The sequence below is a fragment of the Faecalibacterium sp. HTF-F genome (assembly GCF_023347535.1).
GTDB lineage: Bacteria > Bacillota > Clostridia > Oscillospirales > Ruminococcaceae > Faecalibacterium > Faecalibacterium wellingii.
In genome coordinates this window covers 756,636-782,262 of the sequence record NZ_CP094473.1, presented here as the reverse complement: position 1 = coordinate 782,262, position 25,627 = coordinate 756,636, and the positions used below count along the sequence as shown (strand labels likewise).

Genomic DNA, 25,627 nt, shown 5'->3' with positions numbered 1-25,627 from the left:
GTTTCCGAAGCAGAAATAGAACGTCTGACTTCCGTTATTGCCATCCATGCCGCTTAGATTGATGGAATAAACCTTCTTATTTCCTGCTGTATCCACACAGGAAACTCCCCACCCTGGAATCGTTCCTTCCACGGTAAGCCAGATGATAAGCGGTTCTCCGGGTCCCAGCTTATCCAAATGATAGACATTCTCTGCCCGGAACAGCACTTCGCCTGCATCTGTAAATTCTTCCAACGAAATAGCAAGCACGTTGACATCTGTCATCCCGGTATCCGAAAAACAGCCGCAGCCACCCGAAATTCAGATTCATCTGCCACATATTCATGAACCCCGGGAGCAGACAGAAGTTCATCCTCTGTATAAGTAATCTGTAACTCGTCTCCTTCTGTTTCCGTCACACACAGCTGCCACTCCACACTCTCATCTGAATCGGCAGCCTGCTGCTGTCAGAGATTACACTGGTGGAGTGATAGAAACTGGTTGGTTACGTAACACAGAGAATTTGGGACAAATATCGAAAGGAGAAAACAATGAGAAGGTTTATTGTCGATACGGATACGGCTTCTGATGATGCTGCGGCGCTTATGATCGCTGCTTTGAGTGAGGAGATAGATCTTCTGGGTGTGACGATTGTGGCTGGAAACGTAGGGCTTAAGCAGGCAACGGACAATGCACTGATGACCCTCGAGGTATGTGGAAGTGATGCACCGGTTTATCTGGGAGCGAAGCGTCCACTGTTCCGCGAACGACACGAAACGATCAGTGTCCATGGAAAAGATGGCATGGGTGACTGTGATATCATCCATCCCAAACGCTCACCCGAAGAGAAACGTGCGGTGGAATTTATTCTGGAGCAGGTGGAACGCTACCCGAATGAGGTGGAGCTGGTTGTGCTGGGACCTGCCACGAATATTGCACTGGCGATTCTAACCGATCGTGAGATCATGTCTAAGGTGAAACACATCTGGTCCATGGGAACACCGGGCTTTGGATTTGGAAATGCAACACCGGTTTCAGAATTTAATGTATTTATTGATGCAGAAGCCTATGCTCTGATGCTGGATCTGGAAATTCCGGTGACGATTGCCGGATTTGATCTCTGTGCCGGCAATATCGGTCTGGATCGCTATGAGCTGTCCTATCTGGCCCATGGATCCAAACCGGCACAGTTTTTGGAGCAGGCCACTTCCAAGCTTTTGCAGTTCAATCTGGATACCAGAGGGGTACATATGGTGGATCTTCCCGATGCCATTGCCATGGCAGCTGCAGTATGGCCGGAATTTGTTCAGGATAAGGTGGCATGCCACTGTCATTGCTGTACCGAGCCGGGGCATGCCTATGGCCAGGTGATCTTTTACCAGAAAGGCCGTACCTATGAGGCGATGCCGGAGATCAGTCGGTTTAATGCACAGGTCATTAAAAAAGTAGATGAAAAGCTGTTCACCGAGCGATTTATGGATCTGCTGATGGAGGAAGGGGGAAAAGAAGCATGAAACACACCAAAAAGATCACCATCCTCCACTCCAATGATCTGCACGGAGACTTTCTGGCAGAGCAGGTGGACGAAAATCTGGTGGGCGGCGTCTCCATGCTGTCCGGCTACATCGAAAAGGTGAGGGCAGAGGAGCCCAACACCATCTACGCCATTGCGGGCGACATGTTCCGCGGCTCGGTCATCGATTCGGAGTACAAGGGCCTTTCCACCATTGAGATCATGAACGCCCTTGCCCCGGACATCGTCACCATCGGCAACCACGAGGTGGACTACGGCATCGCGCATCTGCTGTTCATCGAAAAATGCGCACGCTTTCCCATCATCAACGCAAACCTCTACATCAAGAACACCCCCACACGGCTGTTCACCCCCTACAAGATCCTGCGGGTGGACGGGATGAACATCCTCTTCATCGGCATCATCACCCAGGACGTCATCAACCAGACCAAGTCCGAGTCGCTGGTGGGGTCCTTTGTGGACACCGCTGCTGCCGCTGCCGAGGTGGGCAAGATCTGCAACGCCCACAACAGCATCGACATCGACTTTACCGTGCTGCTGACCCACATCGGCTTTGAGGAGGACCGCCATCTGGCCCGTCAGCTGGACCCGGCGTGGGGGGTGGATCTGATCATCGGCGGCCACAGCCACACCTATCTGGAACATGCCGTGGAGGAAAACGGCGTGGTCATTGCGCAGGCGGGCACCGGCACCGACCAGATCGGGCGCTTTGACATCATCGTGGACACCGACAACAACTGCATCGATTCCTACACATGGCACACGGTGCCCATCTGCGCCGACACCTGCCCCCGCAACCCCGCCATGGAGCAGGTGCTGCACCGCTTCACCAGTCAGGTGGACGAAAAGTACAGCCACATCGTAGGGCGCTTCCGCCGGGAGCTGACCCACCCGGAGCGCACCCGGGAGACCGAGCTGGGCAACCTGTTTGCGGACATCTTCACCCGCAGCCTTGGCATCGATATCATGCTCATCGGCTCCGGCAGCATCCGGGCCGAGAAGCTTGGTCCCATCGTCACCTACGGCGACCTCATCGAGGGCTTCCCCTACGACGACGGGGTGTATATGTTCAAGGTGACCGGACAGCAGCTGCGGCAGATGCTGCGCTACATGCTGCGGGAGGAAGCCTACGCCGGGCACACCGAGTTCTACCAGCTGCCCTCCACCCTGCGGCTGCGCTACGACCGCGCCAAAGGCGACTTTGATTACTTTACCTACTGCGGCAAGGAGGTGGGCAAGGAGATCGGCGACGATGCCCTGTTCACCGTGGGGCTGCAGAACTACCACTTCAAAAACATCGAGAGCTTTTTCAACATCTCCTACGATACCATCTGCAAGCTCCAGAAGCCCCGCAGCGTTGCAACCTCCTGTCAGGATATCCTGATGGAATACTTCCGGGAGCACGAGATGCTGGATGCCGCCGTGGACGGCAGAATGACCATCCTGCCCCCGGCCGCTCCGGCAGGCTGAACGCCCCGCCGGGCAAAACGCTTTTTCCCAAAAAGAAAATAGCACGAAAAGGGTACCCTTTTTTTCGGCAGAAGCTGACGCTTCTCCCGAATGGGGCCCTGAAAAAAATATTTTTACAACAGAAAGGAGCACCCCATGAAACAACAATTCTCAAAACGAACGCGCCTTGTCAGCGCCCTTTTGACGCTGGCCATGGTGTTCACCTTCCTGCCCTTCAGTGCCTTTGCGGAGACAACGGGGGATGATGATATAGCAATCGATGAAACCAACTTCCCGGATGAAGATTTCCGAGAGTACCTCAAAACTGCAACGTATTATGATAAGGACACGGGAACTCATAAAAAAATAAACACGGATGGAAATGGAGTGCTCAGTCTGGCAGAGCGGACGCAGGTCACAAGAATAGATGTCAGCTCTTTGAAAGTTCTCAACCTGAAAGGCATCGAACATTTCCCTGAGCTGCGTGAATTGAAGTGCGAAAACAGACATATCCCCCAATTGGATCTAAGTCAGAATACAAAACTGGAAATATTGTACTGTAAAAACAACGAGCTGACCAAACTTGACTTGAGTAAGAACCCCAAGATCACTATTTTGGATTGCTCTGACAACAAATTGGAGAAGTTGGATGTGTCGCATCAGAACCTGGAATGTTTGTACTGCTCCAACAATAATCTGGACGAGCTGAATGTCAAAAATAGCGAAAATCTTCGAGAGCTTACTTGCACTGGAAATCAGCTGACGAAATTGGACGTAGATGTAGCTCACAAAAAAAAGCTGGAAAAATTAAGCTGCGGCAATAATAAGCTGGAATCGTTGATCATTGGCGAGAACAGGCTGTTGAAAGAACTGAACTGTGAGCACAATCAGCTGCCTCAACTGAGCCTGAGCAATCTGGAAGGACTAGAACGGCTGAGATGTTCCGAAAACAAGCTGACGACATTGGATGTCAGTGGCAGCCCTCTACTGGAAGAACTGCGTTATGCACATAACCAACTCACCAGTTTGAATCTGGAACAGAATACGAAGCTCGGCTCATGGAATACTGACGCGTGGACGAACTATAACACTTACACCGTTACCCTGACCCCTGAACGTACTTTTAACCTGAGCACCCTCTCTGGTGGTGCGTTTGACGTGAGCAAGGTCATCACTTTGAACGGTGGCATCGTAAATGGCAACATTCTGACGGTGAATGAAGGTGTTAACAAAGTAACCTATAGTTACCGCTGTAGTGACAATGTGACCTCAGTCTTCGCGCTGGATGTGACTGGTACGGGCGGCATCCCCGGCGGCGGCTCCACAGGTGGTGGTTCTACTGGCGGCGGCACAGTTCCCCCGGTAACGCCTCCCTCCGGCGGCGGCTCCACGGGCGTCAGCGGCGGCAGTGACGGCGGAGCAGGCATCGCGGTGCTGGCTATTGGCGGCGCAGCGGTGGCGGGCCTTGTGGGCTACGGCGTGTATAACCACGTTGCCGCCCAGAAACTGCGGGCTCTGCTGCCCCCGGACGTCTCCCTGCCGGAGAACCGCGCCAAGACCGCGCTGCTGCTGTGGGATACCGCAGGCCGTCCCGAGCCTGCCGAGGCCCCGGCCTTTGCAGACGTGGCGGACCCGGATACCGCAAAGGCAGCCCAGTGGTGCGTGGAGCAGGGCCTGATGAAGCGCCGTCTCAACGGACGCTTTGGCCCGGACGGCACCGTTCCGGCGTATCGGATCCTGAATGCCTACCGGCAGCTGACCGGTCAGTAAGCCTGCCCCGGCACACGGCAGCCCGCCGTCTGCCGGTGAGGGTACAAACGTCATAAAAAAGCATCCGCAGCGCTCTGCACATGGGCCAAGACAGCCCGGCAGTGCCGCTGCGGATGCTTTTTTGCCGGCTGCAGTTCCTCTGCGAACCGGCCCCCTGACGCAGGCTGGGCAGAACGTTTTTATCATTCCACTGAAATTGCACAAGAGAATATAGAAAGAGGTTTCCTTATGAACAAACCGCTTTCCTGCCGCTACAACATGGACACCAACCGGGTGGAAGCCCGGTTCGAGGGTGGTACTCCCCTTTCCATTGACTGCATCGCTGTGGAGGACGAGTACGGCAACACCCCGACACAGCGGGCAGAACTGGACTGGCTGCTGTACAATAAGCCTTTAGAGTATGCCCAGCTTGTGCTGGGTGGGGAGATCGAGCACTATCTCTCCCTTGGCTGCGACCACGGCAGGCTGGAAGATCAATGACATAACAAACACAGCCCCGCTTTGGCGAAGGAGAAGCCAAAGCGGGGCTGTATTCAATGAAGGAGAAATGAAGGGAATATCAGGTTACAGATTCAGTTCAAACTGTTCCACCGTAACAGTTGCTTTGCCATCGGCAGCAAAGGTGATGCCATCGGCAGACTGGGGGGTGTAGATCCATGCGGTCATGGTCTGCTCACCGTCGTTGACAAAGACCTCCACGCTGTTTTTGTCCAGCAGGATGCGGAGCTTGAGCGCACCGTTCTGGCTGCGTACCTTGCAGCTGCGGCGGTGTACAATGTCGGCACGGGAACCGGCATAGCTGCGATCCAGCGTCAGCTCGGAAGTGTAGGGATCGTAGGTCAGGCTGGTGTGATGGTCTGCATCGGCGGCCAGCTTCAGGGTAAAGGAGCGGTATTCGCCGGGCTGTACCGTGACGGTCAGGTCGGCCACACGGCCCTTGATGCCTTCCAGAGAAGTTTCGCCTTGCACCGTCACATTTTCGTAGAAAGTGCGCTTGCCGTGGACGGCATCCAGCTCCCGCACCGGGGCCTGAAGAATGCGCCCGTCCTTGATGTGCAGCTCGCGGGGGCAGATGGTCTGCCCGAACCACTTGCAGCCCTTGGGCTTATCCTCGGTGTCCGACCAGGTCTGCAGCCATGCGGTCATGAGCCGGCGGCCATCCGGGGCAAGGGTGGTCTGGGTGGCGTAGAAGTCGATGCCGCCATCCATCAGCTGCACATTTTCCTTGGTGAAGGTGTGGGTGGCTTGGTCGTAACTGCCGATGAAGGCAATCACGTTGTGACCGTTGTGGAACTCGCCCTTGGGCAGCATCTCCATGGGGCCGAGCATCAAGATCTGCTTGCCGTCCAGCGGAAAGAAGTCCGGGCACTCCCACATTTTGCCGTACTGATTGTTGCAGCGTTCCAGCACCGTGACAAAGTGCCAGTCGAAGCCGTCCTTGCTCTGGAACAGTGCTGCTGCGCCGCTGCCGTCCTCGGCCAGGCAGACGGTGACGGCGGAGTAGGTGCCGTCGGCCTCACGCCAGATCTTGGGGTCCCGGAAGTCGAACTTGCTGAAGCCTTCCGGCAGGTCTTTCTGGGTCAGCACCGGGTTGCAGGCAGGCTTTTCGTAGTTCAGTCCGTCACCGATGGCAATGCTCTGGGTCTGGATATCCCGCATCTCCCCATTGGGCTGCTTTTCTGCAATCACGCTGGTGTACATCAGCAGCTGTTTGCCATCGTCCATCTCGGTGGCAGAACCGGAGAAGCAGCCGGGGCCGTTGTCCACCGGGGAATCCGGGGCCAGTGCACAGGGCAGATACTCCCAGTGCAGCAGGTCGGTGCTGACCGCGTGACCCCAGTGCATGGGCGCCCACCGCACATCGTAGGGGTTATACTGATAGAACTGGTGATACTTCCCTTTATAATAAGAGAAACCGTTGGGATCGTTCAGCCAGCCCACATAAGGAGTCATGTGGTAAGCAGGGCGTTCCTCCGGGGAGATCGCTGCGCCGTGCTCGGCCTCATAGGCACGGGCTTTTTGTAAAGTCAAATCGTTCATGGAATCCTCCAAAGGAAAGAATTCTTATGCGTAGTAAGCATCCAGATATTTCTGCATAATGCCCAGATAGTCGGACAGGCCGTAGTCTTCCAGCTTGCTCAGATATTCGTTCCACTCTGCATCCTTCGTGCCGTTCATGATCCAGTTGGCCTTCTGCGTATTCATGTAGGTCTGCAGATCTGCCTGCAGGTTAGAGACCTGCTCGGTGTCCTCGCTGCTCATAAAGACATTGGGATAGACATAATCGTTGTTCATATCCGGGGTGTAGATCTCCTTGATCCAGTCCAGACGGTACTGTGCATCGTCCGGGCAGGTAACGTATACACCATAGTAATCATCCAGAACCGCCAGAGGTCCACTGACACACTGCGCTTCACGGACTTCCACGGGAGAAGCATCGCCCAGAGGAGCGTGCTTCAGCATGGGCTCGCCCTTATCGTTGGTGGACAGTTCAAAGATGTTAAAGCCTTCCGCATCGCCGTAAGTACCCCAGTTGTTCTGCGGAGACTGGAGGGGTGCGTACATCTGATCCAGCCATGCGCAAACCAGTGCAGGGTTATCCGCCTTTGCGGTGACAACGCATCTGCCGCGGGCAAAGCCGCTGGTGAAAGAGCCGTTCTGCGGAGTGATATTGCGGGTATCGGCGGTCAGGGCAGGCAGCGGCTCCCAGTCGGTCAGGTTGTCAATGTTGGCAACATCCCAGCTGAAGCAGACACCATAGCGGCCAGCCTTGCCCTTGGAAACATAGGTGGACCACTCCTGCGTGAAGCACTCCGGGTCGATGAGCTTCTCGGCATACAGCTTGTGCAGCCAGTCCAGACCATCACGGTAGCCCTGCTGGGTGGCGGCACAGATGACTTTCCGGTCGTTGGTAACGGCAATATGGCGGTCTTTGTCTGCATCGCCGTAGCCTTCGCCAAAGCCATTGATGAGGATGCTGGGGTCCTGATCGCCGTTGTTGACGATGCAGGACATGGGGATGATGTCGCCGTCAATGCCATACTCTGCCTTGATAGAAGCGGCGTTATCACGGAATGCAATCAGCACCTGCTCAAACTCGTCCACCGTGGTGGGCATCGACAGACCGAGGAAGTTCAGCCACTTGGTATTGATGAAGCTCATGTTGCCAATGGTCTGGATGGCGGTCTTTTCTGAGCCGAGCTGCTCGATCCAGGGCAGTGCCCAGATGTGGCCATCGCTGTCGGTGCACATGGTGCGGTACTCCGGGTACTGCTCAAAGACCTTCTGGAGATAAGGCATATTGTTGTCAATGTAGTCTTCCAGATTGAGGATGACACCCTGATCTGCGTAGCGCAGCAGATTGCTGTCGGTAAAATCAGCAGTAAAGACAAAATCCGTCAGGGTGTTGGGGTTGGACATATTCAGGGTGATCTTATCGCTCCACTGGTCGGACTGGATGGCGGTCCAGTCGATGTGCACATTGGTCTGCTCTTCCAGACGCTTGAAGATGGTGCGGTTGTTCGGCTCGGGTTCGCTGCCCACAGGGAAACTGGTCATACCGGTAAAGGTGACCTTTTCGGACAGCGGAAATGTAACGGCACCGGTCACGTCCACATCTGCGGCAGCAGAATCACCGCTGCCGGTGGATTTGCCACCGCCACAGGCAGACAGAGCAGCGGCAGAGCCCGCCAGAGCGCAGACCTTGAGGAAGTTGCGGCGAGAGATCAGCTTTTTCATGGTATTTTCTCCTTTTTCGTGTTTCTTTTTTCGTGTAACAGATGAGCGTACCTGCTTATAAAATTCTGGAATATCCTCAGCCCTTAATGGAACCAGCCATGATGCCGGCATCAAAGTACTTCTGGAAGAAGGGATACATCACCAGCAGCGGCAGACTGGAAATAATAATGGTTGCATATTTGAGCAGCTCTGCCATCTTGGCACGTTCGGCAGTGCTCTGGATATCTGCGATCATGCCGGATTCCGGCTGGCTCTGGATCAGGATGGAACGCAGCACCAGCTGCAGCGGCTGCTTCGATGCGCTGTTCAGGTAGATCATGGCGTCAAAGTAGCTGTTCCACATGGCCACGAACTGCCACAGGGCCAGAACTGCCACCACTGGCATACAGACGGGCAGCAGGATCTTGAAGAAGTAAAGCATCTCGCTGGCTCCATCCACATCCGCAGCTTCGCGCAGCTCACGCGGGACGCCTTGATAATAGGTACGGGCAATGATCATGTTCCACACGCTGAATGCTCCCGGCAGAATGACCGCCCACATGGAATCCAGCAGACCCAGATTGTTGATGAGCAGGTAGGTGGGGATCAGACCGCCGCTGAAAAACATCGTGATCACAAACAAGGTGTTGAAGATCCCTTTGCCTTTGAAGTCCGGCAGCGACATGGGATAAGCGGCAAGCATCGTCACAGCTACCGAGATGATGGTGAAGATGATCGAGTAAAGCACTGCGTTCCTGAAGCCGACCCAGATCTGCTTGTCCGAAACGACACGCTGGTAAGCATCCAGACTCCACTTGCTGAAATCAAAGGAGATGCCCTTGTTTTGCAGCGTGACCGGGTCCATAAAGGACGCGATGACGATGTAGATCATCGGAACGATGATCGCCAGCAGGAACAAGCCCAGAAGTGCGTAGCCGCAGTACAGGATGATCTTATCTTGTCTGGTGTAGAGGGCCATTTTTGATTTTTTCTGTTTTGCCATGGTAAACCCCTCCTTACAAGCCCTTGCCATCGTTCATTTTGGCAACGATCTTGTTCACTGCGATCAGCAGGATGACGTTGACAACGGTGTTGAACAGACCGACTGCCGTGGAAAAGCTGTAATCGCCGTCCAACAGGCCCTTTTTATAAACGTACGTTGCAATGATCTCGGCAGTGTTCAGGTTCAGGTCAGTTTGCAGGGCATAGGCTTTTTCAAAACCGATGCTCATGATGTTGCCTGCCTGCAGGATGAACTGAATAACGACCATATCCTTAATGGCGGGCCACTCCACCGTCATGATCTGCTGGATCAGGTTTGCGCCGTCGATCATCGCAGCTTCCTTCAGATCTTTGCTGGCGTTAGAAAGGGATGCGGTGTACATGATGGATGCCCAGCCGGCACCCTGCCAGATGCCGCTGATAATGTAGATGGGGCGGAATGCTTCCGGCAGCGTCATGAAGTTGATGCTGGTGTGAAGCAGGCCGTTCACCGGACCGGTGACACTCAGCAGCACTCGGACGATACCGCACAGCACGATGACCGAGATGAAGTTGGGCATATACAGCACCAGCTGCACCTTCTGCTTGATCTTCTTGCTCTCGATACGGTTGAGCAGGAATGCCAGCAGGATGGGGATCGGGAAGCCCCACAGCAGACCGTAGACGCTCAGCTTCAGGGTGTTGATCAGATAACGCTGGAAGTCCGGCGAGGACATGAAGCGGGTAAAGTTTTTGAAGCCTACCCACTCGCTGCCCCAGATGCCCTTGAAGGGATTGTACTTCTGGAACGCGATCAGCACACCGCCCATAGGAGCGTACTTGAACACCAGCGTCAGCGCCACGGCAGGCAGCAGGAACAACAGGTAAAGCTGCCAATGCCGTTTGATGTAGACCCATGTGTTGTGCAGCTTGCGTTCTGCTGTCAGCACAGCCGTTTCCGGCGAGGCCGTCTTTGCTTTCATGAATCATTCTCCTCCTTTTGATTTGTGTTTTACATTTGCACCTTTGAATTTTACATTTTCTCGCTTCTATTGTGCAAATGTAAACTTCTGTAATTCATTTATACCACTCAAGAAAGCGAATGTCAACGATAATTCATGGTATACATCAAAAATTATTGTGGATTTGTACAGATGCACAAATTCAAAAGTGCGCAAATATGCAAAATGATGATTTGCATTTTTGCATTTGACTAATTTGTGCATTTGCACTATACTGGAGTCGCAAAGAATAAGATCCGTCACCAGACTTTATCTATAAAAGAAAAAGCATCCGCTCCTATATTATAAAGAAAGAGGATGACTTATGGCAACCAAAGTCACCATTCAGGATATTGCAAACGAACTGCAGCTTTCCCGCAACACAGTTTCAAAGGCCATCAACAACACCGGTGTGCTGGCAGATGCCACACGGGAGAAGATCCTGCGCAAAGCCGCCGAAATGGGCTATAAGCAGTTTGCCTATCTGCCGCTGTTTCAGGAAGACGCTGCAAAAACAGCAAAGCTTTCCATTCTGCCAAGTGACAAACGGGAGATCGCCATGCTGACGACCCGGTTTCTGAACAGCTCTCACTTTTCCTCCATGATGCTGGATCGTTTCCAGTCGGAAATCGACCATCTGCACAGCGGCATGACCATTCATCGCATTTCTCCCATAGAGCTGAAAGAGAAAAAACTTCCATCTTCTCTCAACATCCAGTGCACAGCCGGCATCATCTGCATTGAAGTATTCGACTATGACTACGCACAGATGCTGTGCGATCTGGATGTTCCGCTGCTGTTTGTAGACACCCCTGTGATGGATATGCGTCCTCCCCTTAAAGCCGACCGCCTTTATATGGAAAACCGCATTGAGATCCAGAATGCAGTGACCCACATGGTCCAGCACGGCAAAAAACGCATCAGCTTTGCGGGGGATAAAAACCACTGTCAGTCCTTCTTTGAGCGTTATATGGCTTATAAGGATGCAGTGGAGTACTTTGGTCTGACAGAAGGCCTGAGCACCTGTGCGATGCCATCTGGACAGCAGAACTATCCGGTATCCCTGTACGAAACCATACGTCGGTTCAAAACGATGCCGGATGCCTTTGTCTGCGCCAATGACTTTGTTGCCATGGATCTGGTCAAGGCATTGAATGAGCTGGGGTATTCGGTTCCCGATGATATCTGGGTCTGCGGCTTCGATGACAGTCAGGAGGCTTCCTACTTTGCCCCCCATCTGACTTCGATCCATATCCATGGACAGATCATGGGCTACACCGCTGCCAATCTGCTTATGACCCGCATCGAAGAGCCATCGCTGAACTATCGCACCGTCTATACGGAAACCAACCTGATCCTGCGCGAATCCACAGGAGATTGAGCGAAAGGAGAACCCCCATGCGTGACCTGTGCAACACGGACAAGCCGCTGTTTGCTGTACTGACGAAATTGACTTACAGTGCTTACCTGAACATCTTATGGCTCGTGTGCAGCCTGCCCATCGTTACCATAGGGGCTTCTACGACCGCATTGTTCTACGTCACGCTCAAAATGGCGGAAGATCGGGACGATGGTCTGACCCGGATGTTTTTTAAGGCGTTCCGGGAAAATTTTAAGCCCGCCACAAAACTCTGGCTGATCCTGCTGGCAGTCGGCAGTTTTCTGGCTGCGGATGGCTTTGTGCTGCGCCGAATGTGGAGCGAAAACATTTTCTGGACGCTGCTCACTGCAGTGCTTATTGGTGCGGCAATTCTGTACGGCATCGTTCTGCTGTATGCCTTTCCTCTGCTGGCACGGTTTGAAAACACCACTTTCGGCATCCTGAAAACAGCGTTTCTCGTGGGTGTCCGGTATCTGTTTTGCACCCTGCTGATGGCGGCGATCTATGGTATCATGGGGTACGTCATAGTGTTTGTGTTCACGCCTGCATTCCTGCTGGGCATGGGCTTCTGCGCTATGCTCTGCTCCTTTCTGATGCTTCGGATCCTCTATGTGATCGGTGGAGACCCTGATGCAGTACACGAGGAATCCGACCATGACAAAAACTGACCGGGATACGCTCCGCTCCCTCCATGGGCGCAAAAAGTGGGAGCACATCTGGGCATATTACAAGCTGCCCATTGCGATCGTGCTCATCATCGTCTATATCCTCGGGTATGCAGCCTACCGTCATGTGACGAAAAAAGAGGATGTGCTTTACCTTGGTCTGGTAAATATCACTGCCGGGTCTGATCTGACGGAACAGCTTACCACCGGCTTTGCCGAGGCGCAGGGTCTGACCAAAAAGCAACAGGTCGATCTGCTGTCCGGCTTGCTGCTCAGCGAAAGCGAAAGCGCAGAGGAGCAGTATGTATATGCTTCGGAGATGAAGCTGCTGGGTGCAGTCAGTGCCCAGCGGTTAGATGTTGTTCTGATGGACGAATATGCACGGGATCGACTGTTGGCAGATGATTATTTTCTCGATCTGCGGACACTGGATGCGTCTTTCCATGAATTGTCGGGTTTGAACGCCGGTGGGACCGTGCTGGATATTTCGGACACGCCGTTTGTCAGGCAGGCAGGTTTTTCTGGCAAGGTCTATCTTGGGGTGGTGCAGAATGCACCGCACCCGGAGCGTGCAGCCGCTTACATTCATTATCTGTTCCAGCGGTGACCGTTGGGTTTTAACTTATAGGATAAAAATAAGGAGAGCAACCATGGACATTTTAACGATTGGTGAAGTTTTGATCGACCTGACTCAGACCGGCAAGGATGAGCGCGGCATTCCTCAGTTTGCCGCAAATCCCGGCGGTGCTCCGGCCAATCTGGCGGTGGCAGCCGCCCGGCTGGGCGCACAGACTGCCTTTATCGGCAAGGTGGGTGCAGATGCTTTTGGCCGCTACCTGAAAGAGGTTCTGGCAGAAAACAAGGTGGATGTTTCCGGCATGGCGGTGGATGCAGACCACCCCACCACCATGGCGGTGGTCTCGGTGGATGCCACCGGTGAGCGGGATTTCAGCTTCTACCGCAGCGCTAACGCCGATGTGATGCTGAGCAAAGAGGACATTTCGGACGAGGCTCTGAAGGCTGCCAAAATCGTGCACTTCGGCTCTGTCAGCCTGACCGCTGACCCCTCCCGCACTGCCACGCTGGACGCTGCTGCCCGTGCCAAAAAGCTGGGTGCTACCATCACCTACGACCCCAATTACCGTGCAAACCTCTGGAAGAACAAAGAGGACGCTATTGCTCAGATGAAAGCTCCTCTGCCGCTGGTGGATATTCTGAAAGTGTCCGATGAAGAACTGCCTCTGCTCACCGGTACCACCGACTGCGAAAGCGGCACAGCACAGCTTGCCCAGAACGGCATCCGGCTGATCTTCGTCACCTTGGGTGCAAACGGCGTATTCTACCGCTTTGGGGACAAGACCGGCCATGTGGCGGGCGTTCCCTGCAAGGTGGGCGACACCAACGGCGCAGGCGATACCTTCTTTGGGGCTGCCCTGTCCAAGCTCTGCAAGGAGGAGCTGGACACCCTGACGGTGGACAAGCTGGAAAGCATTCTGGCTTTTGCCAACAAGGCAGCAAGCATCACCACCAGCCGGCATGGTGCCATCCCTGCCATGCCCACCCTTGCAGAAGTGGAGGGCTGAATCATGGCAGCAAAACAGGAATTTGAGTCCCGATTCGCCAAGCACAAGGACGAACTGGAATGGCTGTTCATGGAACTGTACCACAACCGGGAAGGGCTGGAGGTTCTGGAGCGGGAGATGGCAGAAGCCTACAACGCCCGCAGTGCTGAGCTGAAAGCACTGGACAAGGCACGCACTGCCGACCCGGAGTGGTACAAGCGTGGCAATATGTTCGGCATGACCATGTACACCGACCTCTTTGCCGGAAATCTGAAAGAACTGGCAAAGAAACTGCCCTACCTCAAGGAGCAGAAGCTGACCTATCTGCACCTGATGCCCCTGCTGCAGATGCCTCACCCTCACAACGATGGCGGCTATGCGGTGGAGGATTTCGATACCGTAGACCCGGCACTCGGCACCAACAAGGATCTGGAAAACCTGACCCGGGAGCTGCGGAAAGCCGGCATCAGCCTGTGTCTGGATTTTGTCATGAACCACACCGCCAGCACCCACCGCTGGGCGATGGCGGCAAAGGCAGGCGACCCGTGGTTTCAGGCCTATTACCACCTCTACGAGGACCGCACCATCCCCGACCAGTACGAGCAGACCGTGCCGCAGGTGTTCCCCAACACCGCACCCGGCAACTTTACATGGTGCGAGGAGATGCACAAGTGGGTGCTGACCACCTTCCACGACTACCAGTGGGACCTGAACTATGCCAACCCGGCAGTGTTCGTGGACATGACCAAGAGCATTCTGCATCTGGCAAATCTCGGTGTGGAAGTGTTCCGCATTGATGCCGTGCCCTACATCTGGAAGCAGCTGGGCACCACCTGCCGCAACCTGCCGCAGGTACACACCATCGTGCGGATGCTCCGCATGGTGCTGGAATGCGTCTGCCCGGCGGTCATCCTCAAGGGCGAGGTGGTCATGGCTCCCAAGGAGCTGGCGGCGTACTTCGGTACCCCGGAAAAGCCGGAATGCCACATGCTCTACAACGTGTCCACCATGGTCAACCTGTGGGGTGCCCTTGCCAGCCGGGACACCCGGCTGCTGAAGGCGCAGCTGGATGCCCTGCACGCCCTGCCGGACAACTGCTGGTTCGTGAACTATCTGCGCTGCCACGATGACATCGGCTGGGGTCTGGATGAAGCCGTGGAGAAGCGACTCGGCATTGACCCGCAGAAACATAAAGAATATCTGTACCATTTCTATGAGGGCAATTTCCCCGGCAGCTGGGCAAAAGGCGAACTGTACAACTACGACCCCGCCACCGGCGATGCCCGCAGCTGCGGTACCACCGCCAGCCTGTGCGGTATCGAGCAGGCACTGGAAAAGGACGATAAAACCGCACTGGACTACGCCGTAAAGCGTGACCTGCTGCTGCACACTGCTATGGCGTTTTTGCAGGGTTTCCCCATGCTGAACTGCGGCGATGAGATCGCACAACTCAACGGCTGGGATTACAAAAACGACCCTGACCGTGTGGAGGACAGCCGCAATCTGCACCGCAGCAAATTCAACTGGGAGGACGCAAAGCAGCGCACCCGGAAGGGCACGCTGCAAAACAAGTTGTGGCAGGGCATGGAGCAGCTGCGCCAAATGCGTGCAGACCCCTGCTTTGCCCCGGATGCATGGGTGACCACATGGGACAGCCACAACCCCGGTGTGCTGGCGCTGGTACGCAAGCGCGGCGAGGAAACGCTGGTGGGACTGTTCAACTTTACCGAGTACCCGGCAGGGGCCAGTCTGGACGCTCTGGGCGGCAAGTATAAGACCGCCGATGGCAAGCCGGTCTGGTTGGCGGATGTGGAATTGGAGCCGTATCAGGCACTGCTGGTAAAAAACAAATAAGCAAAACGATCCCACCTGGTTCTCTCTTTTTGCCAAAGCTTTCATTGCGTTTTCTTGCACTCTGCCGAAAGTGACGTATTCTCAAAAGTTCGCGTTTGCGAAGCGTAGCGCAGCAATGAAAGCCCCAGTGGGGCTTTTAAGCGACAGAACGGTCTTGCGCAGCAAGATGGAGGGGCCTTGCCCCAACAAGTTCACGTTGACACGGCTCGACTTTTGTGGTAATCTATCCCAACAATTGAATATAACATATTTTTACATATTCGTTCAGACCCTGCGGGGCTGAACATCTTGGCTTTCAGCCGTTACATAACCGACTAGCATGACCTTCCAGAAAAAGTGAAGGCAGGGCTGGTCTGTTTTGTGACGGCTTTTTTGTTGCCGTTTTTGCCCGTTGAACCTTGAAAACCGCATGACCGTCTGCATGGGATACACGGCGATGACCCCCAAGTGGGAGAGCCGGAAAACGCCGCCTAGGGGGGGCAGGAAAACCATGTGGGGAGAACGGCACACCCAATATCAACTGGTCAAAATGGCCAGTTGATGTGGTGAATGCGGGATTTATCGATCGTAAAAATCTGTTCCAAGAAGAATCATGGACGGTTCTTCAAAAGCCGGGTTGGAATCCACCAGCACATGGGTGGGCTGGTTTTTCTTCTTTTCCGTCCGGGTTGTAACGGTTGCTACGATCAATGTAGGCGAATAACGGTTTCCAATGTTGTTCTGCAGAACCACCACAGGACGTTTTCCGCCCTGTTCCGAGCCGATATGCGGCTCCATGTCTGCATACCGGCTGTCCACCGATACCTTCAACCGTGCCACAGAGCCGCCAAAAATGCAACGTATTTTCTTCTTTGAAATACCAAACGAACATTGCCGGCATATCCAAGATACGTTTTACCCGCCCTGCAATTTCCCTTATAATAGCACCGCAGTCTTGAAACGGCTGCAATATTCCCATATCACAAAGGAGGCGTTCCGATATGGGACAACGGCAAAGTGAGATCATCAAAAATCACATGGAAGTCTACTGGCACGACTATGCGTCGGCCAGCAAGGGCGTCCCCATTACCGAGGCGGGGCTTGTGGAAAAAGCCTCCGTCATTGGACGCACCGGGCTGATGCTGCTGGAATGCGGCACCGGCGCATGGCGTGTCCGAAGCTCCATGAACACCCTTTCGCGGGAGCTGGGAGTCACAACAACAGCGGACATCGGCCTGTTGTCCATTGAGTTCACCTGCTTTGACGGTGACCAGTGTTATACCCAGTCACTCTGTCTGACAAACACGGGCGTGAATACCTCCCGGCTGAACCGGCTGGAGCATTTCGTCAACGACTTCGACCGGGAAGGGAAATTTATGACCGGCGAAGAACTGCACAGCCACCTCGATGAGATCGAGCGCATCCACGGCTTGTATTCGCCCATCGCACTGGGCTTTGCAGCTGCACTGGCCTGTGGCTGCTTCACCTTTCTGCTTGGCGGCGGCATTGTGGAAATGCTGTGTGCCTTCTGCGGTGCAGGCATCGGCAACTTTGTACGGTGCAAGCTGACAAAGCACCATTTCACCCTGTTTCTGGGCATTACGGCGTCGGTCTGTTCAGCAAGCCTCGTGTATGCCATCCTGCTGAAGCTGGCAGAGGTGCTGTTTGCCGTATCGGCGCAGCACGAGGCGGGGTATATCTGCTCCATGCTCTTCATCATTCCGGGCTTTCCGTTCATTACCAGCGGCATCGACCTTGCCAAGCTGGATATGCGCTCCGGGCTGGAACGTCTGGCCTACGCCGTCCTCATCATTCTGGTGGCAACCATGACGGCTTGGATCATGGCACTGCTGCTGCATTTGCAGCCGGTGCAGTTCCCTGCCCTGAGCCTGACACTCCCGGAAGAGATCGTGTTCCGGCTGCTGGCAAGTTTTGGCGGTGTGTTCGGCTTTTCGCTCATGTTCAACAGTCCCCGGAACCTGGCAGTCTGCGCCGCCCTTATCGGTGCGGTAACGAACACGTTCCGGCTGGAGCTGGTGAGCCTTGCGGGCTTTCCGCCCGCTATTGCAGCGTTTCTGGGCGCACTGCTGTCCGGATTGCTGGCCTCCTGCCTGAAGAGCGCCGTCGGTTATCCCCGCATCTCCGTCACCGTGCCGTCCATCGTTATCATGGTACCGGGACTGTATTTCTACCGTGCCATCTATAATCTGGGCATCCTGTCTCTGATGGACTCCGCCACATGGTTTGCAGATGCCATTCTCATCATCGTGGCACTGCCGTTAGGGCTGATCTTCGCCCGTATTGTCACTGACAAGACTTTCCGTTATTGCACCTGATGTGCAGCATTTCCATTCTCCCATATAAGGCAAAACGCAGCGAATCTTTTAACGGTTCGCTGCGTTTTGTTTTGCTGTGATGCGCTTATAAAGGGAGTTCGTTTACAGGGCGTTTACTCGCCGTAAACGATCTTGGTAGCAGTTTCCACATGGCGTTCCAGCCGGTCGGCAAAGTGTTCCAGCGGCAGAAAAACGCCAAGTTCATCGTAGCGGGTTCCGCCGTCCTTGAGCGTATCCTGTCCATAGTAGACCACGGAACGGGGCAGTGCGTGCTGCAGCTTCATCTGGATATCCCAGACGGTGGAGTAGGCCTCCGCTTCCGTTACCTTCTGCTTCACGGTGTCCGGCAGTTCGTAGATCAGCAGCAGCCCCAAATGCTGGTTGTAGTGGTACTCCACCACATCCATCGAGCCTTCGTCGTAGCCGTGATACTTGCAGTAGCCGCTGGCAAGGTACATTTTTACCTTTTCCTGCTTCTGGAACACCCGGATGAACCGGTCGTATACTTTGCTGCTCACGTCAAATTTGTTGTTCGGCAAAAGAACGCCGGCATCATCCGTCAGGATCACCGGGTTCGGCTGACCATCCGCGTTGAATTTGAACGGGATCAGGGCAGCGTTCCGTAGCAGGTCAAACATACTGTGCTGGCAGATCGCCATCAGAAAGGCAGACAGATCCTTGTTCTCGTAGGCGTTGAACAGCGCTGCGGCAAACTGCTGTGCACTCACGGCCGGCGCATCCAGTACGTCTGCCATGTCCAGCGAGTCGTTGAAGGTATCCATCAGGCGGTGGCAGGCTTCTGGATTTTTCAGGATCTCCCCGAACAGTGCCTCTGCCTTTTCTTCTCTTGGAAATATCGTTGCCATCAAAAAGACCCTCTTTCTGTTTATTTCCAACTACCTATTATAGATTCATAATGCCCCGCTGTGAAATACTGCTTTCATATTGCTGCTATATGCAGAACACTTTTTACACATTTTCCAAGTGCCCGTACGATGGACGCTGCAATCATGAAATTGCACGAGGGAAATGCTGATCACGCAGGCTTGTAAAAAGCCTGAATGCCGTTTGCGAGTGCAAGCGTATCGCTTTTGTGCCCCACAGAGTTGTGGGCTTTAGAATGGGGAGTATACCGTCGCAGGAAGTGCGAAGTTCCTGCGAGTCTATTACGCTCGTGTTACTGAATTTCTACGGTCCCAGCCATCTTCTGATGCCTGTTGATGATTTCTGATGAACCATTACGATGATTTTCAGCTGACAAGCTGTGCTGTCGGCTTATTAAAGTTGCCGGATGCTTAACTGCACCCGGCAATAAATTTTTGATAATTTTTTGTTCAGGCTATTGACACTCGTTAGCAGGTTTGCAGGCACTGCGTACCGTAAAACTCCCGTTTCAATCTTCACGAGTGATTTTTCTTAGAAGAAGCCCCGTCGAAGAACATCTACCCGGCATTATACAAGCGAAAGAATGTATGAAAAAAAAGAAACACATCTCAGAAGAGCAGCATTATCTCTGTGAAATCGGTCTGGAAAAGATGCCATATGGATCTTCCTGGCTCTACAAATCTTATACAGAGGAAAGCATCACGCACATCACGATTACAGCCGCTCCATGCAAAGTTCCTGCTCTGCCATGATGGATTCATCCGTTGGGTCGTAGACTTGTTGGCTGTGGATCGCATTTTTTATCGGCATGGTTCTACTCTCCTTATTTATAAGGAATCTTTCTTATTTTTCAGTAGATTCTTCCAGATTCTTTCGGTACTGTGCCGGACTGACACCATACTCTTTCTTGAATACCCGGCTAAAATAGAGTGGGTTATCATACCCTACGATCTCTGCAATTTCTCCAATATTGTATTCGGTGTTCTCCAATAAGCTTTGTGCATTTACCATCCGAAGGGACAAGATGTATTGTGCAGGGCTTATTTTCATGTACAGCTTAAAATTACGGATAAACCAGTTCGTACTGATATGCAGCGATTCTGCGTAATCGTCCACACTGACCTTTGTATTATAATTCTCGTTAAAGTAGGCAACGGCGGCTTCGATTTCTTCGGGGATGCTTGTAGTTGTTTTCTCGCTTTCCTGCTGTTGCCTGCTTACTAAAAGCAGAATGATGTTGAAGAGAGAAGCAATATAGTCTTCATAGCCATATTCACATTGTTGCAGTTCCCGGATGATCTTTCGGAACAGCATTTTGTAATCCGGCAGTGTGCCGCTGTAAAAAACGTGCTTGTCCAAGGGTATTCCGTGATAGTTCAGGATGTTTTTGACATCATATCCTGTAAAGTGAATCCAGAACACCTCTGGATGATCTTCTACATAGTAGACATACTTCTGGATTTCTTTCGGCTGATAAAGCACCATGTGTCCAGAAGTCACCACTTCCTCAACACCATCGAACCAGAAGTGTGCTTTACCAGATGCCACATAGAGGATTTGATAGTCTCTGCGACCCTTTGCCCAAAAAGTAGGTAGCTTAGGGCGTTTTTTCAAGCGATAAGTGCCACAACTGCCTACGACCAGCGGCTTTGAGTAGTCTTTGAAATCCAAACGGGAGTTGTTCAAATATCCTGAGTTGAAATACATCCCTGCGTCCTCCTCATCTTCAGAGATTTTACAGTGATTTGAGAAATGTTCTATCAAAAAATTACAAACTCTTTGATTTTGTGCATATTTTGTTCCATCTTGTCTATATCTTTTCGTCTCATTAGATTCTATAATATTTTCAGACGAAACGCAAGAGATTTGGGCAACTTGCGTAATGAGAATTCCAGTCTGAAGTGCGCAGCAGATTGGTCGCGCCTACACAAAACAAGCAAGATGGGAGAAAGCACAATGACTGAGAAACGTTATCTAAAGTGGTATAATAAAGTCGGCTATGGTTCAGGCGATATTGCAGGCAACGTGGTGTATGCATTCCTGTCCTCCTTCGTCATGATCTATCTGACCAACACCGTTGGCCTGAACCCCGGTATTGTCGGCACTCTGATTGCAGTTTCCAAACTGCTGGACGGTGTGACGGACATTTTCTTTGGTTCTTTGATTGACAAAACGCATTCTAAGATGGGCAAAGCCCGTCCTTGGATGCTGTACGGCTACATTGGCTGTGCCATTACGCTGGTGGCAATTTTCGCCATCCCGACCAATCTGGGACAGTTTGCACAGTACGCATGGTTCCTGATCGCATATACTCTGCTGAACGCTGTATTCTACACTGCCAACAACATTGCTTACTCTGCACTGACTGCTCTCGTCACGAAGAACAGTGCCGAACAGGTCGAGATGGGTTCTTGGCGTTTCATGTTCGCCTTTGCCACCAGCCTGCTCATCCAGTCCATCACGCTGGGTGCTGTTACGGCATTGGGCGGTGGTGCTGCCGGTTGGCGCACTGTTGCAATCATCTACGCCATCATCGGTCTGCTTGTCAACACCCTCTCCGTTTTCTCCGTGAAGGAACTGCCGGAAGGCGAATTGGAGGATACCACCGACAAAAAGGAAATCGAGCAGGACGAAAAGTACAATCTGGTTCAGGCTGCAAAGCTGCTTGCTGGTAACAAATATTATATGATGATTTGCGTCACCTACATTTTGCAGCAGATCTACGGTGCCATGATCAGCATGGGCACCTACTATGCAACCTACATCCTTGGCAACCAGAATCTGTTCGGTGTATTCTCTTGGGCAATCAACATTCCTCTGATCATCGCACTGGTGTTCACCCCGACCTTGGTTGCAAAGTGGAATGGAATGTATAAGCTGAATGTAATGAGCTATACTCTGGCAACGATTTCTCGTGCACTGGTTGCTGTAGCTGGTTACATGGGCAGCGGCAATGTGACCTTGATGCTGCTCTTTACTGCAATCGCAGCTCTTGGTCAGGGTCCTTGGCAGGGCGATATGAACGCTGTGATTGCTGCTTGCTCTGAATATACTTGGCTGACGAAGCATAAGCGCGTGGATGGCACGATGTACTCCTGCACTTCTCTCGGTGTGAAGCTGGGCGGCGGTCTGGGTACTGCCATCACCGGCTGGCTGCTGGCAGCAAGCCATTTTGACAGCGCTCTGACCGTTCAGCCGGATTCCTGCATCAATATGCTGAAGATCATGTATCTGGTGATTCCGTTTGCTCTGGATGCCATCATCACCTTCATTCTCACTCGTATGAAGGTCGAAGAAGCAAATGAAAAACTGCGTGAAGCAGTCTGATAACAAGCCATTATCATTTCTCCTTCATCTGCTGTTCCCCGGAGGAATCCAGCGATTCCTCCGGGGAGGCTGGAGAAATATTATAAAATTATAAAAGGTAAATGAGGAAATACTATGGCTGCATTTGATTTTGCAAAAGTAAAAGACCCCACCTTTTTCAAGGAAAACGTGCTGAATGCTCATGCAAGTTTCCGTACTTACGCTTCCCGCGAAGAATATCGGACAGGCTCCTCTTCTTTGGCGCTGAAGCTGGACGGTATCTGGAAATTCGCCTACGCAAAGAACTACACCAGTGCCATCCCCGGCTTTGAAAAGACAGATTACGATTGCAGCGGCTGGGATGACATTCATGTTCCGGCACACATCCAGATGGAGGGCTACGACATTCCCCAGTACGCGAATATTCAGTATCCGTGGGATGGCCGTGAAGAAGTACAGCCGGGTGAAATTCCGCAGTGGTTCAATCCGGTGGCAAGCTATGTAAAATACTTCGAGCTGCCGGAATCCATGCAGGGCAAGCCCGTCCACATCGAGTTCGAGGGTGTGGAAAGCGGCATGGCTCTTTGGCTGAACGGGTCTTATGTGGGTTACACCGAGGACAGCTTCTCCGCACACGCATTCGATCTGACTCCCTATCTCCAGCCGGGCGTGAACAAACTTGCTGTGCAGGTGTTCAAGTGGACTTCCTCCAGCTGGTGCGAAGATCAGGACTTCTTCCGCTTCTCCGGCATCTTCCGCAGCGTGTGGCTGTACGCTATCCCCACCGTGCATCTGGAAGATATATCCGTCAAAACGCTGTTTGCCGGGGATGATTTCGCTCATTCCACGCTGGAAGTTGCACTGCAGGTGGAGGGTAAGGGCGCAGCCCGTCTGACCCTGCGCCGCAGTGAGCTGGAAGTGTTCTCCGAAAAAATCGCACTGAACGGCGGCTCTGCTCTGTTCAGCCATGCGGTGGAGAACCCCCACCTGTGGAGTGCAGAGGACCCGGCTCTGTATGAACTGGAAATCGAGCTGCTGGACGATGCAGGCCATCTGGTAGAGGTGACTGGGCAGAAAGTCGGTTTCCGCAAGTTCGAGTTGAAGAACAATCGGATGCTGCTCAACGGCAAGCGCATCGTGTTCAAGGGTGCCAACCGTCATGAGTTCAGCTCCATTACGGGTCGTGCTGTGGGCGTACACACCCATGAGGAACTGCTTCGGGATATCATCACCATGAAGCAGAACAACATCAATGCCATCCGCACCAGCCATTACCAGAATCAGGATGCACTGTACGACCTGTGCGACGAGTATGGTCTGTATCTGATCGCAGAGAACAATCTGGAATCCCATGGCACATGGGATATCCATCAGGCGGGCATTCGCGGCATCGAGGGCGTTTTGCCCAATGATAAGCCGGAGTGGAAAGCTGTCTTGTTTGACCGCATGAATTCCACTTGCCAGCGTGACAAAAACCACCCTGCTGTTCTGATCTGGTCTCTGGGCAACGAATCGTTTGGTGGTGAGACCCTGCTCCAGATGGCCGAGATGGTCCGCCGCTTTGATGACACCCGTCTGGTGCATTACGAAGGTGTGGTCAATGATTCCCGCTTCCTCGAAACCACCGATATTGAGAGCCATATGTACAGCACTGTGAAGGACATTAAAGAGTATCTGGCACAGGGCGATAAGCGGCCTTATATCGAGTGCGAATACTCTCATGCTATGGGCAACTCCAACGGTGCTTTGCACAAGTACACGGAACTTGCCGACCAGAAGGACTGCGGCTATCAGGGCGGCTTTATCTGGGATTACATCGACCAGTCCATCTGGAAAAAAGACCGCTACGGCAAGTGGTTCCAAGCCTACGGCGGCGACTTCGGTGAGCGTCCTACCGACTATAATTTCAGCGGAAACGGCATTGCTTACGGTGGTGACCGTGCTCCTTCTCCCAAGATGCAGGAGGTCAAGTTCTGCTATCAGAACATCGCCGTTTCCATCGACAACTCTGGCTTTGAAGTCTGGAATAAGAACCTGTTCACCTCTACGGATGCTTTCGACTGCGTTGCTCTGCTGCACCGTGATGGAAAGCTGTATCAGCAGCAGGAACTGACCAATATTGATGTTGCTCCCGAAGAGCGTTCCAGCTTCCCGCTGCCGTTTATGGTCCCTGCGCTCCCCGGTGAATATGCAGTGACCATCAGCTTCCGTTTGAAGGAGGACACCAGCTGGGCAAAGAAAGGTCATGAAGTCGCCTTTGGACAGGGTGTGATCGCTGTGGTTCGTTCCATTCCCAGCAAGAAGGTCACGCCGTTTACCGTTACGCACGGTACACACAACATCGGTGTCCGGGGTGAGAATTTCGATGTTTTGTTCTCCGATCTGAACGGCGGTCTGACTTCCTACCGCTATGCCGGCAAGGAGATGATTCAGGAGATTCCCCGTCCCAACTTCTGGCGCGCTCCCACCGACAACGACTGCGGCAACAACATGGGCGGCGTTCGCGGTCAGTGGAAGCTGGCAAGCCTGTACGCTACCGCCAAGGGCATCGGCAAGGAGATCCCGTCTGTTCACGGCGGCACCATCCTCCAGAACCCCACCTGCGAGGTGGAAGCCGACAGCGTGGTCGTGACCTATCTTTATAACCTCCAGACCAGCCCCGCAGCAGAGTGCAGCCTGCAGTACCGTGTGTTCGGTGATGGCCGCATCCAGACCACCCTGCACTATGACCCGGTGGAAGGACTTGCAGCAATGCCGGAATTCGGCGTACTGTTCAAGATCGACGCTGACTACGACACGGTGGAGTGGTACGGAAACGGCCCTGCGGAGACCTACTGGGATCGCCAGCATGGTGCAAAGCTGGGCATTTACCAGAACAAGGTCGCAGACAACATGGCACAGTACCTTGTGCCGCAGGAGTGCGGTGCAAAGACCGCTGTGCGCTGGGCAAAGGTAGTGGACCGCAAGGGTCGCGGGCTGCTGTTTACCGCAGATGCCGCAAAGCCCATGTTCTTCTCTGCGCTGCCCTACACTCCCCATGAAATGGAGAGTGCCAAGCATCCCTACGAGCTGCCCCCGGTCCATTACACGGTCATCCGTGCCATGGGCGAGCAGATGGGCGTCGGCGGTGATGACAGCTGGGGTGCCAATGTCCACCCGGAGTATATTCCTGATGTAACCAAGCCTGTGGAGTTCACCTTTACGTTCCGTGGCATCTGATGATTGCCC

General features: G+C 53.3%; 19 protein-coding genes. 12 read left to right on the top strand and 7 right to left on the bottom strand.

Going from position 1 to position 25,627, the window contains the following annotated elements:
* Positions 1-530: 530 nt before the first annotated feature.
* The 4 genes from MTP37_RS03655 (at position 531) to MTP37_RS03640 (ending at position 5,212) form a co-directional block, all read left to right on the top strand.
* On the top strand, positions 531-1,493 hold the full coding sequence (locus tag MTP37_RS03655; RefSeq protein WP_098924449.1) for a nucleoside hydrolase: 963 nt from the start codon (positions 531-533) through the stop codon (positions 1,491-1,493).
* The gene (locus tag MTP37_RS03650) at positions 1,490-2,983 is read left to right on the top strand and encodes a bifunctional metallophosphatase/5'-nucleotidase (protein ID WP_249238240.1); all 1,494 of its coding nucleotides are present in this window, start codon (positions 1,490-1,492) and stop codon (positions 2,981-2,983) included. The genes MTP37_RS03655 and MTP37_RS03650 overlap by 4 nt, the downstream gene beginning before the upstream one ends.
* 135 nt (positions 2,984-3,118) lie before the next feature.
* Positions 3,119-4,732: a leucine-rich repeat domain-containing protein gene (locus tag MTP37_RS03645; protein ID WP_249238239.1), complete on the top strand. Its 1,614-nt coding sequence runs from the start codon at positions 3,119-3,121 to the stop codon at positions 4,730-4,732.
* 228 nt (positions 4,733-4,960) lie between these two features.
* Complete coding sequence (locus MTP37_RS03640) at positions 4,961-5,212, top strand: DUF6061 family protein (protein ID WP_249238238.1); 252 nt, start codon at positions 4,961-4,963, stop codon at positions 5,210-5,212.
* A gap of 84 nt (positions 5,213-5,296) precedes the next feature.
* Here the strand turns inward: MTP37_RS03640 and MTP37_RS03635 are convergent, their stop codons facing one another.
* The 4 genes from MTP37_RS03635 to MTP37_RS03620 all read right to left on the bottom strand — a co-directional run bounded on the left by MTP37_RS03635 (position 5,297) and on the right by MTP37_RS03620 (position 10,413).
* On the bottom strand, positions 5,297-6,772 hold the full coding sequence (locus tag MTP37_RS03635; protein WP_249238237.1) for a glycoside hydrolase family 32 protein: 1,476 nt from the start codon (positions 6,770-6,772) through the stop codon (positions 5,297-5,299).
* A 24-nt stretch (positions 6,773-6,796) separates the two neighbouring features.
* Complete coding sequence (locus MTP37_RS03630) at positions 6,797-8,470, bottom strand: extracellular solute-binding protein (protein ID WP_249238236.1); 1,674 nt, start codon at positions 8,468-8,470, stop codon at positions 6,797-6,799.
* 76 nt (positions 8,471-8,546) lie between these two features.
* Positions 8,547-9,482, bottom strand: a complete 936-nt coding sequence (locus MTP37_RS03625) for a carbohydrate ABC transporter permease (protein ID WP_396344057.1) — start codon at positions 9,480-9,482, stop codon at positions 8,547-8,549.
* Complete coding sequence (locus MTP37_RS03620; protein ID WP_005945026.1) at positions 9,466-10,413, bottom strand: ABC transporter permease; 948 nt, start codon at positions 10,411-10,413, stop codon at positions 9,466-9,468. Before MTP37_RS03620 ends, MTP37_RS03625 begins: the two co-directional genes overlap by 17 nt.
* A gap of 343 nt (positions 10,414-10,756) precedes the next feature.
* Here MTP37_RS03620 and MTP37_RS03615 point away from each other — a divergent pair, with 343 nt between their 5' ends.
* The 5 genes from MTP37_RS03615 to MTP37_RS03595 are packed head-to-tail and all read left to right on the top strand — an operon-like array spanning position 10,757 to position 15,893.
* Positions 10,757-11,812: a LacI family DNA-binding transcriptional regulator gene (locus MTP37_RS03615; RefSeq protein ID WP_249238235.1), complete on the top strand. Its 1,056-nt coding sequence runs from the start codon at positions 10,757-10,759 to the stop codon at positions 11,810-11,812.
* Between the two features lie 17 nt (positions 11,813-11,829).
* Positions 11,830-12,480: a YesL family protein gene (locus MTP37_RS03610; RefSeq protein ID WP_249238234.1), complete on the top strand. Its 651-nt coding sequence runs from the start codon at positions 11,830-11,832 to the stop codon at positions 12,478-12,480.
* Positions 12,467-13,084 (top strand): hypothetical protein, encoded by a 618-nt coding sequence (locus MTP37_RS03605; protein WP_249238233.1) that lies wholly within the window; start codon positions 12,467-12,469, stop codon positions 13,082-13,084. The genes MTP37_RS03610 and MTP37_RS03605 overlap by 14 nt, the downstream gene beginning before the upstream one ends.
* A gap of 43 nt (positions 13,085-13,127) precedes the next feature.
* Positions 13,128-14,060 (top strand): carbohydrate kinase family protein, encoded by a 933-nt coding sequence (locus tag MTP37_RS03600; protein WP_249238232.1) that lies wholly within the window; start codon positions 13,128-13,130, stop codon positions 14,058-14,060.
* Positions 14,061-14,063: 3 nt separating this feature from the next.
* On the top strand, positions 14,064-15,893 hold the full coding sequence (locus MTP37_RS03595; RefSeq protein WP_249238231.1) for an amylosucrase: 1,830 nt from the start codon (positions 14,064-14,066) through the stop codon (positions 15,891-15,893).
* Positions 15,894-16,451: 558 nt separating this feature from the next.
* Here MTP37_RS03595 and MTP37_RS03590 read toward each other — a convergent pair.
* Positions 16,452-16,712, bottom strand: coding sequence for a type II toxin-antitoxin system PemK/MazF family toxin (locus MTP37_RS03590; protein WP_437443601.1), 261 nt, complete (start codon positions 16,710-16,712; stop codon positions 16,452-16,454).
* 161 nt (positions 16,713-16,873) lie between these two features.
* On the opposite strand from MTP37_RS03590, the gene MTP37_RS03585 reads away from it, so the two are divergent.
* Positions 16,874-18,208, top strand: coding sequence for a threonine/serine exporter family protein (locus MTP37_RS03585; RefSeq protein ID WP_097793325.1), 1,335 nt, complete (start codon positions 16,874-16,876; stop codon positions 18,206-18,208).
* A gap of 113 nt (positions 18,209-18,321) precedes the next feature.
* Here MTP37_RS03585 and MTP37_RS03580 read toward each other — a convergent pair whose 3' ends face one another.
* Positions 18,322-19,074 carry a DUF4866 domain-containing protein gene (locus MTP37_RS03580; RefSeq protein WP_249238230.1) on the bottom strand — a complete coding sequence of 251 codons (753 nt, stop codon included), beginning with the start codon at positions 19,072-19,074 and terminating at the stop codon, positions 18,322-18,324.
* An 862-nt stretch (positions 19,075-19,936) separates the two neighbouring features.
* Positions 19,937-20,800, bottom strand: a complete 864-nt coding sequence (locus tag MTP37_RS03575) for a helix-turn-helix domain-containing protein (protein WP_005941554.1) — start codon at positions 20,798-20,800, stop codon at positions 19,937-19,939.
* A gap of 249 nt (positions 20,801-21,049) precedes the next feature.
* Here MTP37_RS03575 and MTP37_RS03570 point away from each other — a divergent pair, with 249 nt between their 5' ends.
* Together MTP37_RS03570 and lacZ are read left to right on the top strand one after the other, a co-directional pair.
* Positions 21,050-22,420, top strand: coding sequence for an MFS transporter (locus MTP37_RS03570; RefSeq protein ID WP_249238229.1), 1,371 nt, complete (start codon positions 21,050-21,052; stop codon positions 22,418-22,420).
* A 114-nt stretch (positions 22,421-22,534) separates the two neighbouring features.
* Positions 22,535-25,618, top strand: coding sequence for a beta-galactosidase, LacZ type (lacZ, locus tag MTP37_RS03565; protein ID WP_249238228.1), 3,084 nt, complete (start codon positions 22,535-22,537; stop codon positions 25,616-25,618).
* Positions 25,619-25,627: the final 9 nt, after the last annotated feature.

Excerpts from the sequence above, each read along its gene's own strand:
- MTP37_RS03575 (WP_005941554.1), bottom strand. The coding sequence starts at position 20,800 with ATGTATTTCAACTCAGGATATTTGAACAACTCCCGTTTGGATTTCAAA.
- MTP37_RS03650 (WP_249238240.1), top strand. The coding sequence starts at position 1,490 with ATGAAACACACCAAAAAGATCACCATCCTCCACTCCAATGATCTGCAC.
- lacZ (WP_249238228.1), top strand. The coding sequence starts at position 22,535 with ATGGCTGCATTTGATTTTGCAAAAGTAAAAGACCCCACCTTTTTCAAG.
- MTP37_RS03605 (WP_249238233.1), top strand. The coding sequence starts at position 12,467 with ATGACAAAAACTGACCGGGATACGCTCCGCTCCCTCCATGGGCGCAAA.
- MTP37_RS03615 (WP_249238235.1), top strand. The coding sequence starts at position 10,757 with ATGGCAACCAAAGTCACCATTCAGGATATTGCAAACGAACTGCAGCTT.
- MTP37_RS03655 (WP_098924449.1), top strand. The coding sequence starts at position 531 with ATGAGAAGGTTTATTGTCGATACGGATACGGCTTCTGATGATGCTGCG.
- MTP37_RS03610 (WP_249238234.1), top strand. The coding sequence starts at position 11,830 with ATGCGTGACCTGTGCAACACGGACAAGCCGCTGTTTGCTGTACTGACG.
- MTP37_RS03630 (WP_249238236.1), bottom strand. The coding sequence starts at position 8,470 with ATGAAAAAGCTGATCTCTCGCCGCAACTTCCTCAAGGTCTGCGCTCTG.
- MTP37_RS03625 (WP_396344057.1), bottom strand. The coding sequence starts at position 9,482 with ATGGCAAGGGCTTGTAAGGAGGGGTTTACCATGGCAAAACAGAAAAAA.
- MTP37_RS03600 (WP_249238232.1), top strand. The coding sequence starts at position 13,128 with ATGGACATTTTAACGATTGGTGAAGTTTTGATCGACCTGACTCAGACC.
- MTP37_RS03645 (WP_249238239.1), top strand. The coding sequence starts at position 3,119 with ATGAAACAACAATTCTCAAAACGAACGCGCCTTGTCAGCGCCCTTTTG.
- MTP37_RS03640 (WP_249238238.1), top strand. The coding sequence starts at position 4,961 with ATGAACAAACCGCTTTCCTGCCGCTACAACATGGACACCAACCGGGTG.
- MTP37_RS03570 (WP_249238229.1), top strand. The coding sequence starts at position 21,050 with ATGACTGAGAAACGTTATCTAAAGTGGTATAATAAAGTCGGCTATGGT.
- MTP37_RS03635 (WP_249238237.1), bottom strand. The coding sequence starts at position 6,772 with ATGAACGATTTGACTTTACAAAAAGCCCGTGCCTATGAGGCCGAGCAC.
- MTP37_RS03585 (WP_097793325.1), top strand. The coding sequence starts at position 16,874 with ATGGGACAACGGCAAAGTGAGATCATCAAAAATCACATGGAAGTCTAC.
- MTP37_RS03620 (WP_005945026.1), bottom strand. The coding sequence starts at position 10,413 with ATGAAAGCAAAGACGGCCTCGCCGGAAACGGCTGTGCTGACAGCAGAA.
- MTP37_RS03595 (WP_249238231.1), top strand. The coding sequence starts at position 14,064 with ATGGCAGCAAAACAGGAATTTGAGTCCCGATTCGCCAAGCACAAGGAC.
- MTP37_RS03580 (WP_249238230.1), bottom strand. The coding sequence starts at position 19,074 with ATGGCAACGATATTTCCAAGAGAAGAAAAGGCAGAGGCACTGTTCGGG.